At 41.9% G+C, this 14013-nt stretch carries 12 protein-coding genes; 1 reads left to right on the top strand and 11 read right to left on the bottom strand.

Translation table 11 applies throughout. The annotated features are described in order from the left end of the window. Positions 1–107: 107 nt before the first annotated feature. From ACTNB8_RS05095 to infC, 4 genes are all read right to left on the bottom strand, one after another. Positions 108–1268, bottom strand: coding sequence for an ABC transporter substrate-binding protein (locus ACTNB8_RS05095; protein WP_441052840.1), 1161 nt, complete (start codon positions 1266–1268; stop codon positions 108–110). Positions 1269–1569: 301 nt separating this feature from the next. Further along, positions 1570–1926, bottom strand: a complete 357-nt coding sequence (rplT, locus tag ACTNB8_RS05090) for a 50S ribosomal protein L20 (protein ID WP_178414804.1) — start codon at positions 1924–1926, stop codon at positions 1570–1572. Between the two features lie 49 nt (positions 1927–1975). Beyond that, the gene (gene rpmI / locus ACTNB8_RS05085; RefSeq protein ID WP_441052838.1) at positions 1976–2173 is read right to left on the bottom strand and encodes a 50S ribosomal protein L35; all 198 of its coding nucleotides are present in this window, start codon (positions 2171–2173) and stop codon (positions 1976–1978) included. A gap of 87 nt (positions 2174–2260) precedes the next feature. Next, positions 2261–2755: a translation initiation factor IF-3 gene (gene infC / locus ACTNB8_RS05080; protein WP_441052836.1), complete on the bottom strand. Its 495-nt coding sequence runs from the start codon at positions 2753–2755 to the stop codon at positions 2261–2263. A gap of 412 nt (positions 2756–3167) precedes the next feature. On the opposite strand from infC, the gene ACTNB8_RS05075 reads away from it, so the two are divergent. Then, positions 3168–3491, top strand: a complete 324-nt coding sequence (locus ACTNB8_RS05075) for a DUF1540 domain-containing protein (RefSeq protein ID WP_296158496.1) — start codon at positions 3168–3170, stop codon at positions 3489–3491. A gap of 57 nt (positions 3492–3548) precedes the next feature. Here the strand turns inward: ACTNB8_RS05075 and ftsZ are convergent, their stop codons facing one another. From ftsZ to ACTNB8_RS05040, 7 genes are all read right to left on the bottom strand, one after another. Continuing rightward, positions 3549–4700: a cell division protein FtsZ gene (gene ftsZ, locus ACTNB8_RS05070; RefSeq protein WP_296158506.1), complete on the bottom strand. Its 1152-nt coding sequence runs from the start codon at positions 4698–4700 to the stop codon at positions 3549–3551. A gap of 209 nt (positions 4701–4909) precedes the next feature. Further along, positions 4910–6148, bottom strand: a complete 1239-nt coding sequence (locus ACTNB8_RS05065; RefSeq protein ID WP_441052834.1) for a cell division protein FtsQ/DivIB — start codon at positions 6146–6148, stop codon at positions 4910–4912. Further along, positions 6117–7421 (bottom strand): UDP-N-acetylglucosamine 1-carboxyvinyltransferase, encoded by a 1305-nt coding sequence (gene murA / locus ACTNB8_RS05060; protein ID WP_441052832.1) that lies wholly within the window; start codon positions 7419–7421, stop codon positions 6117–6119. Before murA ends, ACTNB8_RS05065 begins: the two co-directional genes overlap by 32 nt. A gap of 124 nt (positions 7422–7545) precedes the next feature. Then, entirely contained in the window at positions 7546–8901 is a 1356-nt protein-coding gene (gene murD, locus ACTNB8_RS05055) for a UDP-N-acetylmuramoyl-L-alanine--D-glutamate ligase (RefSeq protein WP_441052830.1), read from the bottom strand. A gap of 24 nt (positions 8902–8925) precedes the next feature. Then, complete coding sequence (mraY, locus tag ACTNB8_RS05050) at positions 8926–9882, bottom strand: phospho-N-acetylmuramoyl-pentapeptide-transferase (RefSeq protein ID WP_441052828.1); 957 nt, start codon at positions 9880–9882, stop codon at positions 8926–8928. A gap of 65 nt (positions 9883–9947) precedes the next feature. Continuing rightward, complete coding sequence (locus ACTNB8_RS05045) at positions 9948–11669, bottom strand: peptidoglycan D,D-transpeptidase FtsI family protein (protein WP_441052826.1); 1722 nt, start codon at positions 11667–11669, stop codon at positions 9948–9950. 87 nt (positions 11670–11756) lie between these two features. Beyond that, positions 11757–14009, bottom strand: coding sequence for a penicillin-binding transpeptidase domain-containing protein (locus ACTNB8_RS05040; protein ID WP_441052824.1), 2253 nt, complete (start codon positions 14007–14009; stop codon positions 11757–11759). Positions 14010–14013: the final 4 nt, after the last annotated feature.

Below are 14013 nucleotides of genomic sequence, written 5' to 3'. Positions count from 1 at the left end.
AAGATAATATCTCCCTGAACAGATGTATCATATTACAGTAAGAAAGGGGGACGGCCCTGTGATAACAGGCAACCGTCCCCCGTCCTCTGATTATATCCAGTATCTTATTATTCCATTTCTACGTAAGCGCCGTCTTTGATTTCAAAAGCTTTTGGCTCTTTATCGCATTCGCCGTCTTCTGTCCATTTAGCTTCACCTGTCAGACCGTCAAGTTCAACGCTGAGCATTGCTTCGGACATTGCTGCGCTGATGTCCTCGTTTGACATATCCGGTGTGATCTCTGCTGCATCTGCTGCTGCTTTCATAGCATAAAGTACATCATATGTATCAGCTGCGAACTGATTCGGAACCTCATCTTTGTTAGCTGCTTCATATGCTTTAACAAATGCCTGAGATTTTTCATCTGTTGCTGTAGCAGAGAATGGTGTCAGCAGCATTACGCCCTCAGCAAGGGAAGTATCGAAGTTTTCTACTCCAAGGATACCGTCCATACCGTCTACACCGAATTTCTTCATATCATCCATACCTGCGTCATGAGCCTGCTGAAGGATCAGAGCGTTGTCTGAATAGTAGTTAGGAAGGAAGAGAAGTTCTGCACCACTGTCTTTGATTTTCTTAAGCTGTACAGAGAAATCTGTGTTGCTGGCTGCTGTATAAGCTTCATCAGCTACAATTTCCAGCCCGTTTTCTTCTGCTGCTGCTACAAATGCATCATTGATACCAGAGTTGTAATCTGCGGAAGAATCATAAAGAACAGCTACTTTTGTAGCGAGTCCGTGTTCACCGATATACTGTGCGGATTTTGTTCCCTGTGCAGGGTCTGTAAAGCACATACGGAATTCATTACTTCCAGATGTGATACTGTCCACAGCTGTTGCAGATGGTGTAAACATGAAAGTGCTTTCTGCTGCTTCTGCACCTACAGCGATACAGGAACCTGATGTAACAGTACCGCAAAGCATCTGCATTCCCTTGTCAAGAAGGTCATTGTATGCATTTACCGCTTTTTCCGGGTCTGCCTGATCATCACCTGCATCAAGGATTTCTACATTGTATCCGTTAAATCCACCATTTGCATTAATCTCTTCTGCTGCAACCTGTGCTGCATGATAAACACCAAGGCCGTACTGTGCAGCATTACCTGTCATAGGTCCGATAACACCAATCTTAAATGTATCCGCATCGTCCGCAAATACAGATACAGGCATCATTGCTGCAACCATTGCAGCGGCAGCTGTAAGGCTAAGTACTTTTTTCCAGTTTCTCATAATAAAACTCCTCCTTATTAAGCTTATTTAAGCTTTTACTTTCGTTCGCTAAAGCTTTAATGTTTTTGATTATAGCACCCACTATATATGAATGCAAGCGAAAATTTACAAAATTTTAAGATTTTGTTTTTTTGTCAAAAGCCGTTGTCTTTTTGTCACGGACATTTATGCATTATTTTGTGATTAATTTCACAGGCATCCACGGAACATTTTAATGTAAAAGGAACATTACGGAGTAATTTCCTGCCACAAAAAAAAGACCGCAGTCCTATGACGGATACTGCGGTCAGATGATTTTAACTTATGCGATTGCTTTTTTTGCGATTTCTGCAAGTGCTGCAAATCCTTCTGCATCATTTACTGCCATTTCAGCAAGCATTTTTCTGTTGATGTCGATATTTGCAACTTTCAGGCCATGCATCAGTTTGCTGTAGGAAAGACCGTTAAGTCTTGCAGCAGCGTTGATACGAGCAATCCAGAGCTGTCTGAACTGACGTTTTTTCTGTTTACGTCCTGCATAGGAGCTTGCAAGTGCTCTCATTACAGACTGTTTTGCTACTCTATACTGTTTGGAACGGGCTCCTCTGTAACCTTTTGCCAGTTTTAATGTACGGTTATGTCTTTTCTTTGCGTTTAATCCGCCTTTAATTCTTGCCATTTCTTATTTCCTCCTGTTTTGTCTTCTGATATCGTCTGCTGCCTGTTTATTATAAATATGGCAGTGATTTCTTAATATTCTTAAGGTTTGTAGAATCAACAACAGTAGCTTTTCTCAGATTTCTCTTTCTCTTCTGAGATTTCTTTGTTAAGATATGGCTCTTATAAGCTTTATTTCTCATGATTTTTCCGGTACCGGTTTTTTTGAAACGTTTTGCTGCTGCTCTACAAGTTTTAATCTTAGGCATAATAAAATCCTCCTTAATTCATGGTTCTGTATTTTTTTATTTCACGTTATACCTTCCGGCATAACACTCCATAATCAATGATCAGACTCAGCGTTTCTCACTGAGGAACATTGTCATGCTTCTTCCTTCTACCTTCGGTGCTTTATCAACAACTGCAATATCTGTCAGCTGTTCTGCAAAATCGTCAAGCACATGTTTGCTGTTTGCCATATGTGCCATTTCTCTTCCACGAAAACGTAAAGTAACTTTTACTCTGTCTCCTTTGGAAAGGAACTTTCTTGCTGCATTGACTTTTGTTTTTAAGTCGTTGGTATCAATATTTGGGGAAAGACGTACTTCCTTGATGTCGATTGTCTTCTGTTTTTTCTTAGCTTCTTTTTCCTTTCGGGAAAGTTCATAACGATATTTACCGTAATCAATAATCTTACATACCGGCGGTTTTGCCTGCGGCGCAATCTTTACAAGATCAAGTCCTGCTTCCTGTGCTTTTGCCATGGCCTCTTTTGATGATACAATGCCAAGCTGTGCTCCGTCCGGTCCGATCAGACGTACCTCTCTGTCTCTGATTTGTTCGTTAATCATTAAATTGCTAATTGTAGTACACCTCCATACCTGTAAATGATAAACCTATGACTCTCTGTCACCCTCTTATTAAGAAAACAAAAAAGTGCGGACAGAATCCACACTCTATTATATCCTCTGCTGCGAACTGAAAATGCCATAAGCAAATGAATTCTGTCATATAACAAAATCTCAGTATAAGAGGCATATAAACCCGAGTCGCATCATAAGTGCGCTGAGGTGAGAGTAAACTCTGCTTTGTTTTCTTTACGTACTGTATTAAGATATCATAGTTCTTTTTTTAAGTCAAGCAATTTTTTTATATTTTTCTCGAATAAAAAATATTGCTCCTGGAAATATTAACACTGATGTACCTGAATTATGGTACTGCAACAGGTGGCATGAAATTTTAAATCTCAGGAGGTAACTGCATATGACTATCTTAAGCTGTAGTGCAACAAAATGTATGTACAATGACCATGAGCTCTGTTCCAGAGGCGATATCGAGATTACCGGAAACGGTGCTCACCGCGCAGATGAAACAAGCTGTGGAAGTTTCCGGGAACGTAGCAGCGGCTCAGCAATGAACAGCACAGGTGAACACTGTGGCTGTAAAAAAATCAATATTGACTGCAAAGCTCAGGAATGCACTTACAATGAACACAGCAAATGTACTGCAAGTGCTATTGACGTTTCAGGCTGCAGCACAGAAGGCTGTAATGAGACTCAGTGCAGCACTTTTGCATGTAAATGCTGAAACATCTGAGCAAAAATCGGGACACTGCTGATGCAGTGTCCCTTTTCTATGTTGTTTTTATCTGTTTTTCAGGAAATCCGGAATCTGGATATCTTTCTTCTGTACTGTGCTTGCAGGAATTTTTCCTGAATAGGAAGAATTCATGGTCGGCAGACTGAAGCTTGGCATATTCAGGCTTCCGGTTGTTGTTGAACCTGCTGAAGCTGCCGGTTTACGTACGCTGAACGGTGAAGCTGCTGTTCTGTTCCCAAACGGTGTTGTCTTAGCTGCTGCATCAGATAATCCTGTGGCAATGACTGTAATTCTTGCATAATCTGCAACTGAATCATCATACATTGCACCAAAGATGATATTTGCATCTTCGCCTGTAAGTTCCTGTACATAGCTTGCAGCATCATTTGCATCCATAAGAGAGATATCTCCAGAAATGTTAATGATAACATGAGTAGCACCTTTGATGGTTGTTTCCAGAAGCGGGGAGGATACCGCCTGCTGAACTGCTTCCATCGCTTTGTCGTCTCCTCTTGCTTCTCCGATACCGATATGTGCAATACCCTTGTCTGTCATAACGGTCTGAACATCTGCGAAGTCAAGGTTGATCAGTGCCGGCAGATTGATCAGGTCTGTAATACCCTGAACTGCCTGCTGAAGAACTTCGTCTGCTTTGCGAAGAGCTTCCGGCATTGTTGTACGACGATCTACGATTTCCAACAGCTTGTCATTCGGGATGACAATCAGTGTATCTACTGCTTTCTTCAGATTTTCGATGCCTGCCAGGGCATTATTCATACGCGTCTTGGCTTCAAAACGGAAAGGTTTTGTTACAACACCAACTGTAAGAATTCCCATTTCCTTGGCTGCAGCTGCGATAACAGGTGCTGCACCGGTTCCGGTTCCACCGCCCATACCACAGGTAACAAATACCATATCTGCGCCTTCTATAATCTGTTTAACTTCCTCTATGCTTTCTTCAGCAGCCTTCTGTCCAACTTCCGGCTGTGCTCCGGCACCAAGACCCTTTGTTATCTTTTCACCAATCTGAAGTACTGTTGGAGCCTTACACAGAGTCAAAGCCTGTTTATCGGTATTAACACCTACAAACTCTACTCCTCCAATGGCTTCTTCCACCATTCTGTTTACTGCATTATTTCCTGCCCCGCCCACGCCGATCACTATGATCTTGGCAGAGGACTCAGCCTCATTTGACATAATCTCTAACAATGTACTTCCTCCTTTATTTCCCTGATATTATCATATCAAGCTACATATAGATATATCATATATTTTTTTTTCAAATTAATCAACTACTATTTTTGTTTTTTTATACTTTTTTCACTATTATTCGCCAGGAGATGTCACTGAAACAATTTCCGAAAATGACTTATTCCCTGTGAAATATTCGCTGTAAACAGCAATGCTTATTCTTCACTGTATTCTTCACTGCTGTCATAAGATACGTCCTCTTCATCTGTTTCTTCGCCTGTATCTTCCTGCGAACTGTCATATTCTGAATTATCTTCCAAAGAAGTATCTTCTGAGGAAGTATCTTCTGAGGAAGTATCCTCTGAGCTTCCGGACTCCGACTGTGGTCCTACATAATTACCATCTCTGTCATATTCACTGACACCGTCAAATCCGCCTGATTCGTTATAGCCGCCGGTCCAGTCTCCCATTGCATCAATGGTTTCCTCTGTAGGTTCAGGTCCTACATAATTAAGATCTGCATCATACTCTCCGGATCCTGTATAATCGCCTTCCTCATCGTAGCCACCTACCCAGTTTTCAAGTGCATAATCAAGTGCTGTCTTTGGTTTTTCTCCTACATATTTACCATTTTCGTCATATTCACCGTCACCTGTATAATCGCCGTTCTCATCGTAACCACCTGTCCAGTTCTCTGCTGTAACAACTGCTTTCTCAGCCTCAAACGTCACTGTCTTGACAGTCTCTGTGATATTTTCCATGTGGAGGATCCCCTTTTCGCCTGAAATCTGTGGCAAAATTGCGATCGCACGTGTCATTTTGTCTTCAAGATATTCATCTTTTCCAAGATTTACCGTGATATCTCCATAAAGAAGACTGATCTCATAATTATCACTGATTTCTATATGATCCGGCACCATATCGTTTTTGGAAAAAATAGTTGCCAGGGCTACTGCCGTATTCAGAACTGTATCCTTAATAGGAAGCTTTTCATCACGGATAACCTTTTTGACCTGTATGCCGTCAAAAAAAGGAACAGTTGTATCCCGTGTCATATCTCCCTCTACAAAAATCCCATTTCTGTCAAAATAAATATAACTGTCCAGATACGGGATACAGCCTACAACCTTTTTCTCTTTGACGCTTATTACAATTGTATGTCTGCCAGATCTGCTCACATGAAGTTCATCTATATAAGGAATATCTTCCGTATTATGTTTCGTGCAGAAAAGAGGCGCAAGAATGGAATTTGATGCAAATGGCTCCTTCAGAATCAGCTTTTTGATTTCTGAATCTGAAAAATGATTGCTTCCCATAACTTCGACTTTTGTAACACGAAAATATGAAAAAAAGAAAATCACTGCACACAGAATCACTCCTGCAGCTGCTGCACAGATGACCTTAACAGTCTTTTCATTTATGTCAATTTTTTTCCTGTAATTGGATGTTCTCATAAAAAATATTACCTGTATTCTCTCTGATCTGACCACCAAGAACAGCCAGATCCCTGCATATATTTTCATATCCCCGGTGAATAAATGAACAGCCCTTTATGACGGATTCTCCTTCGGCAGCCAGTGCTGCAATTATCAGTGCAGCTCCTCCCCTGAGTTCTGCCGCTGAAAGTTCTGCGCCATGGAGCCTGTTACCTCCATTTATCCTGGCGGTCCGGCCCTGTACCTGAATGTCAGCTCCCATATTTTTCAGTTCTTCAACAATCCGGAAACGGTCTTCAAAAATATTTTCCCGCAGTGAACTGTTTCCCGGAATTGTTGCAAGTACCGCCATAAGTGGTGACTGCAGATCTGTAGGAAAACCGGGATATGCTTCTGTTTCCAAATCTGTCACCGGATAAGCCACCTTTGTGGCATTCGCTACTAGTTTACCACTGTTCCATTCATATTGTCCACCCATTTTCCTATATACTTCAAGGAAAGCTTCCATTTCTCCTTCCGGTGGATTCTCGATGATGATCTTTCCCCGGGTGGCTGCCGCTGCACAGAGGTAGGTTCCTGCCACAATACGATCCGGCGGAATCGCCATATCTCCACCATTCAGTTCTGTCATTCCTGTTATTTCCAGTCGTGATTCACCTGTTTTTTCAATGCTCGCTCCCATTTCATTCAGATACCTGCACAACATAAGTATTTCCGGTTCTACGGCACAATTTTCAAGAATCGTTCTTCCTTCTGCAAAAACAGCTGCCAGGAGTGCCTGTTCTGTAGCTCCCACACTTTTCTTTGGAAATACAAACCTGCACCCCTTCATTTTTGAACAGGAAGCTTTTATAAAAGAATCATTCTCCGTGACTTCTGCTCCAAGTGACTGCAACACGCAAACATGCAGATCTACCGGTCTTTTTCCTATCACGCAGCCTCCAGGATACCCCATGATTCCCTCTTTGTTTCTCCCAAGCATAGCACCCAGCAGTATTACTGAAGAACGCATCTTTCCCGTATATACAGAAGATATTTCCGTTTTGTCCGCATCTTCACAGTCCAGATACAGATCATTTTGTTCCCACCAGGTCTTTGCTCCGAGACTTTTCAAAATTTCTTCCATACAAAATACATCTGTGATCCGCGGACATTTTCTCAGAACACTGACTCCTCTGTGAAGAAGAGACGCTGCCATTACAGGCAGCGCCGCATTCTTAGATCCCTGAATCGTAATGCTTCCACAAAGGGGAGTTCCGCCCCTGACTCTGATTTCCTCCAATCCGTTCACTCCCAAAGACCTCTCAGATTATTATATGTCTGAAAGCCGTTCAGGGTCACAACATATAGAACAAAGCAGACACATTCCTCTTACATAAAAACAGCCCGGATTCTTCCGGACTGTTCTTAAGAAATCAGAGATTTCTTACATATTCTTTAAACATATCTCCACGCTGCTCATAATTATCAAACTGTCCCCAGCTCGCACATGCAGGTGACAGCAGCACTGCCTCACCAGGCTGTGCTTTCTGTGCACAGAATCTGACAGCTTCTTCAAGATCTTCACAGAGAACGCATGGACACACGCCAAGTCTTTCTGCGGCTTCTTTAATTTTTTCCCTTGTCTGACCGATCAAAACAAGGCAGCGTACCTTTCCGTCAAAAGCATTCAGCCATTCATCATAACTGGAACCTTTATCGTAACCGCCACCTATCAGATATGTAGGACGGTTCATCGCCTGAATACCTTTAATTGCAGCATCCGGATTTGTTCCTTTTGAGTCATTATAATAAACAACTCCGTTTTTTTCGGTTACATATTCAATACGATGTTCCACAGCTGTAAATTCACAGATGCTTTTACGGATACTGTTCATGGATACACCCGCATAATAAGCCATTGCAACTGCAGCCATCACATTTTCAAAATTATGTTTACCAAGAAGTTTCAGATCATCTGTACGGACTACCGGAATTTCTTCTTTGTCAGTTTTCAGGATAATCTGATCACCTTCCAGATAAATTCCCCTGGCAAGTTTTCTCTCACTTGAAAAATATACAGTTTGAGGAACAATATTTTTTCCAAATTTCCTCAGAACCGGATCTTCATAATTAAGAATGCAGAAATCATCTTCTGTCTGATTTCTGGTGATCAGTTCTTTGACCCTGATATATTCTTCCATTGTATGATGGCGGTTCAGATGATCCTCTGTAATATTCAGGATTGCGCTGACTGCAGGTTTGAATTCTTCAATAGTTTCAAGCTGGAAACTGCTTATCTCCGCAACAGTTGTTGTATTATCCCTCATTTCCAGTGCTTTGGAAGTATACGGAGTTCCGATGTTTCCGACTACGAAGACAGAATCCTCAGCATCCTGCATGATCTTGCCAAGAAGAGCTGTTGTTGTTGTTTTTCCATTCGTACCGGTAATTGCCAGCACTCTTCCTTTTCCTGTGCGATAAGCCAGTTCTACTTCTCCCCATACCGGAAGTCCCTGTTCATAAAAAGATTTCACCATCGGAATATCCGTAGGTACACCAGGACTCAGTACAACCAGATCCAGACTTTTTCTGACTTTCTCAGGAAGTTCTCCCGCATAGATCTCAGTATTTTTCAGATGTTCGATCTTATGTAATACCGCTTCTTTGTCAACTGCCTCGTTTCCATCGTAAATAACAGGGCACGCACCAACCTGCTCCAACAGATCAGCAGCTCCGATTCCGCTCTTTCCGGAACCAAATACAAGCACCCTTTTTCCCTGTAAATTCATTTTTATTCCTCCCAGTTGTCAGGTTTATAATGCCAGAAGTCCGATCAGACACATTACCGCCGTAATTACGGAAAATACCGCCACAACTCTTGTTTCTGACCAGCCACACAACTCAAAATGGTGATGAATCGGTGCCATTTTGAAAATTCTCTTTCCGTGAGTTGCCTTAAAATAAGTAACCTGGATCATAACAGAAAGCACTTCAACAAGATAAATCAGTCCGATGATCAGGATAAACAGAGGCATCTGCAACATGTATGCAGCACCTGCAACAAATCCACCCAGTGCCAGTGAACCGGTATCTCCCATGAATACTTTCGCCGGATATACATTAAACAGCAAAAAACCCATCAGTCCGCCCACTACTGCACAGGTGATTGGCTCAATGCCGCTCTTTGTTCCGATGGAAACCACGGTAAAGAAAACTGCTACGATCAATGTCACGCTTGAAGCCAGACCATCAAGTCCGTCAGTAAAGTTTACACCATTTACTGTACCGATCACTGCGAAAAAAAGTACCGGGATTGCAAGCCAGCCAAGATCAAGATAATGATCTGACCAGAATGGAATACGCATTGCAAGATCAACATTTGTATAATTTATCAGATAATAGACAAATATACCTGTAACAACTACCTGCAGAGCAAATTTCTGCCACGCAAGAAGTCCGTCAGACCTTTTAAGTACTACTTTAAGATAGTCATCCAGAAATCCGATAATACCAAATCCCAGTGTCAGAAACAGAACCGGAATTACTGCCGGATAGTCTTTCACGTAGAACAGAGAAGTTATCACTGCTGCCAGAAGAAAAATAATTCCTCCCATTGTAGGAGTTCCTGCTTTTTTCAGATGTGACTGCACACCTTCCACTCGTTCTGTCTGTCCCATCTTGAGTTTTCTCAGAAACGGGATGATGATAGGTCCCAGAATCACACTGATGGCAAAAGAAATCAGTACCGGGATTACAACTTGAAAATTCATCCTCACACCTCTTATCATTCTTTCGTTTTTTTCACGTTTGATTATACGGCTTTTTTATAGATTTATCAACCCTCGATGAGCCATGGCAGGATATTTGCGAAAATCGTACGGACAACAGGAGCCGCCACAGTTCCTCCGTAATAGCTTCCTTTCGGATCATGTATAATACAAAGCGCAAGGACCTTCGGATTTTCTGCAGGTGCAAATCCAAGGAACGAGGAAATATATCGGTTTGCACTTCTTGGAAGAGTCTGGGAAGTAGCAGTTTTTCCACCTATGGAATAGCCTTCCACTGCTGCATTCCGTCCGGAGCCTTCAGACACCACTTTTTCAAGAATATAGCGTATTTTTTCGGACGTCTCTTCCGAAAGAATACCGCTTTTCGATGGGTATTCCAGTTCTTTTACCACTTTACTGTCCTCACTTTCTACTGAAATCCCGAAATGAGGCGTTACCCTCCTGCCGCCATTGATCAGCGAACTGACTGTTGTCGCAAGCTGAACCGGCGTGATCTGAAAAGACTGGCCAAAAGCCACTGTTGCAAGTTCCACATTTCCCATATTTTCTTTTTTATGCATAATAGTCCCTGCTTCTCCCGGCAGATCAATTCCTGTTTTTTCCATAAGCCCAAACTGTCTGAAATAGTGATAATATCTGTCTGTTCCCAATCTGAGCCCTACTTCGATAAACACCGGATTGCAGGAGTTTTCGGCACCCTGAACAAAATTCTGGGCACCATGTCCTCTCCGGTTTGCACAGTGAATTCTTCTGTCATCAACCAGTTTATATCCCGGACAGTAAAAAGAATCTTCCAGAGAAACAGCTCCTTCTTCCAGTCCTGCCGCCATAGTAATAATTTTGAAAGTTGATCCCGGTTCGTATGTATCATTCAGACACGGATTTCTCCACATCTGATTCAGCAGATCCTGCTTTTCTTTTTCTGTCAGAGATGAAATATCTATATCCTGATTCAGCGTAAAAGGCTCATTCAGATCAAATTCCGGTACATTCACGCAGGCATAGATCATTCCGTTCTGTGGATTCATCAGTAATATCGATACCCTTTCTGCCTGTTTTTCTTCCATTACTTTTAATGCACACTGTTCTACGAACTTTTGTATATCTGTGTTCAGGCTTATTCTGAGATCATTTCCTTTTTCCGGTTCCTGTCTTTTTTCTTCTGTTCCCTCCAGTTCTATCCCACGGGCATCTGTTGTTGTGAGAATTTTTCCTGCTTTTCCCTTAAGTATATCTTCATATTCCACTTCAAGACCTATGATTCCCTGATTGTCTCCGCCTGTAAAACCAAGTACATGTGAAGCGAGTGTTCCATACGGATAATAGCGTTTATAATCTTCGTCTACTTTGATACCTGAAAGACCTGCTTTTCGTATGATATCCCCTGTCTTTTTCTCCACATTCGACTTTATTTTCTCAATAGAAGAAATTTTTTCCACTTTTTTTCTTGCAGTTTCTTCTGATATCCCCAGTTTCTCCACAAGAAGCCTGATTACTTTTTCCGGTTCTTTTATCTGACTGTGGATTACAGAAATCGTACATACTGTTTTGTTGGCAGCCAGAACTTTCCCTTCTGAATCCAGAATCCTGCCCCTGGCAGCCTTGATATCCCTCTCTCTTTCATGGAGATCTTCCGCTTTATTATAATAATAATCTGACCTGAATCCCATCAGATATACCAGTCTTCCGGCAAGTCCCAGAAGCATTATGATACAGCAGAGAAAAATCACCCACACTTTTCTTCTGTGAAAAGTTCTGTTTTTCTTCATAACAAAAAAAAACTCTTCAAAGACTTTCATATTAATATATGAAAAATCTTTGAAGAGCATTCGTTTTATACAGATTATTCAGCTTACTTATTCAAGTCCTGCTTCTTCATTTGTAATTCCTTCTGACTCCATATCATTGCCCTCATCTGTTCCTGTATCGTTGTTCTCTGGCGGAGCCGGTACATTTGTATCAGAAATAGCTTCTTTCAGCTTATTGTCTTCTGAAGAAGAATTAGTTGCCGATGCAGCCCCGATATTATTAGATTTCACATACTGGCCTTCTGCATCCAGCACATGTTCTCCATTATCGTCAAGGAGATAACCGTCTTCGTCAATACGCTTGCCATCCATATCAACCAGATTTCCCTCTGCATCAACCAGGTTTCCGTTGGCATCTACACTGCTTCCGGACACATCAACCAGCTTTCCTTTAAATCCCTCCCAGAGTTCTGTTTCCGGAACGCTTCCATCCTCAGACTCATCTGGTGTTACATTAAGGTAAGGAAGAAGTTCTGACAAAATTCCCTGTGCAATATACTGCGGATATTTACTGTCTGCCTGATCTTCTGTATTGGGTTCATCTACAACTACATACATCAGAACCTGCGGATCATCAACCGGCGCAAATGTAATAAAGGAAACTACATACTTCTTATTTCCTCGCGGAAGTTTTTCCGCTGTACCGGTCTTACCACCAGAACTGTATCCCTGAACCTTGGAAGTACGGCTGGTACCTTCATCAACGCTGGCTTTCATATAGGAACGGATATCTGCTGAAATATCAGATGATATTGTCTGCTTCATAAGTACAGGATCTATATTTTTGACAATTCCGCCATTGCTATCCTTGATCGCAGTTACGAGGTGCGGCTGATAATAGTAACCTCCGTTGATAACAGAGCACATGGCATTGATTTCCTGGATCATTGTACAGGTAAATCCCTGACCGAAAGCTGAACATGCAAGTTCAGTCTCTCCCATTGTTTCTGTTGTATGGATAACACCGGAACCTTCATTCGGAAGGTCTATTCCTGCCCTGCTTCCGAAATTAAACAGTGTCTGAGCTTTCAAAAACTGTTCTGTTCCCATTTTTGCAGCAATCTGCATCATTGCATCATTACAGGAATTGGCGATAACTTCTCGAAGTGTTTCTGTTCCATGAGCATCTGGCCATACCGCACATTTAATATAGGTATCTCCGTTTGCGCCAAAAAGCTGACCGCCATCACAGACAAAGGAATCATTTACGGATATTTTACCTTTTTCGAGAGCCCCCGCCATTACGATCGGTTTGACAACTGATCCTGGTTCAAATGCATCAGTTACACAGAAGTTATTCCACATGGCATTCAGTGCAGTAACTGTTTCTTCATCATTCATTGCCTTTATTTCTTCCTGCGAATAAACCTGTGAAAGATCTCGCGGATCATTCAGATCATAGCGGTCGCCACCATCCATGGCAATAATTTCTCCTGTAGAAGGTTTCATTACAACCACTCCGATATTCTTGGCACCCATACTTGACTTGAATCCGTTTACATATTTTTCGACAATCTGCTGTGCACCTACATCAAGAGATGTAACAATGCTCTGTCCGTCACTCGGATCAATGATCGTCTGTTCAACATCGGAATTATCATTAATATATCCGTACTGGCGCCCGTCTGCACCAGTCAGTGTACTGTTATAGTAACTTTCCAGTCCCACGTCTGCAGTATCTCTTGCAAGAGTAAAACCGATCGTATCACACGCAAGGTCATTAAACGGATAACTTCTCAGATAATCCTCCTCAAACCAGACCCCTTTTATATTGCTCCGCTCTTTTTTCTGTGCATCAGACAGATCACTGTCTTCGGAAACATTTGTATACTCTTCAAATTTCTTCTTATCATCCATGGACAGCTGCTTTTTGATGATCTGATACTGACTGTTTGCTGTTTTTTCCGCTGAAAGTCTGGAACGGATATCATCTTCGTCAAGCCCAAGTACCTCTGTCAGAGCCCGGACTGTCGGTTCCACGTAATCCTCATCTGAATTCACTGTTTTGCAGTCAAGTATTACATTGTATACTTTGTTACTGGTTGCCAGTATATTTCCATTCCTGTCGTAAATATCCCCTCGCTTCGCAGGAAGAACATTGCTCTCATATTTCTGCTGTGCCTGTGTCAGCACCTGTTTTTTATATTTTTGTCCGCTGGTTGCATTAATATAGGTAATTCTCCCCAGCAAACAAACTAAAGCTAGCAGCACTACTGCAAATAGTCCTACTAGCTTTCCTCTCATCAGATGATTTATTTTTTTCTGAGGTCTCTTTTTGTTCCTCTGTCTGGTATTGCTCAATTTC

The organism is Blautia sp. HCP28S3_G10 (assembly GCF_052065235.1).
GTDB lineage: Bacteria > Bacillota > Clostridia > Lachnospirales > Lachnospiraceae > Blautia_A.
Note: the sequence above shows the minus strand (reverse complement) of the source record. Positions and strands in the feature narration are given on the sequence as shown.

Bases quoted from the DNA above. Each gene is read 5' to 3' on its own strand.
- ACTNB8_RS05065 (WP_441052834.1), bottom strand. From the start codon at position 6,148: ATGAGAACATCCAATTACAGGAAAAAAATTGACATAAATGAAAAGACT.
- murD (WP_441052830.1), bottom strand. From the start codon at position 8,901: ATGAATTTACAGGGAAAAAGGGTGCTTGTATTTGGTTCCGGAAAGAGC.
- ACTNB8_RS05045 (WP_441052826.1), bottom strand. From the start codon at position 11,669: ATGAAGAAAAACAGAACTTTTCACAGAAGAAAAGTGTGGGTGATTTTT.
- ACTNB8_RS05095 (WP_441052840.1), bottom strand. From the start codon at position 1,268: ATGAGAAACTGGAAAAAAGTACTTAGCCTTACAGCTGCCGCTGCAATG.
- infC (WP_441052836.1), bottom strand. From the start codon at position 2,755: ATGATTAACGAACAAATCAGAGACAGAGAGGTACGTCTGATCGGACCG.
- rplT (WP_178414804.1), bottom strand. From the start codon at position 1,926: ATGGCAAGAATTAAAGGCGGATTAAACGCAAAGAAAAGACATAACCGT.
- rpmI (WP_441052838.1), bottom strand. From the start codon at position 2,173: ATGCCTAAGATTAAAACTTGTAGAGCAGCAGCAAAACGTTTCAAAAAA.
- mraY (WP_441052828.1), bottom strand. From the start codon at position 9,882: ATGAATTTTCAAGTTGTAATCCCGGTACTGATTTCTTTTGCCATCAGT.
- ACTNB8_RS05075 (WP_296158496.1), top strand. From the start codon at position 3,168: ATGACTATCTTAAGCTGTAGTGCAACAAAATGTATGTACAATGACCAT.
- ftsZ (WP_296158506.1), bottom strand. From the start codon at position 4,700: ATGTCAAATGAGGCTGAGTCCTCTGCCAAGATCATAGTGATCGGCGTG.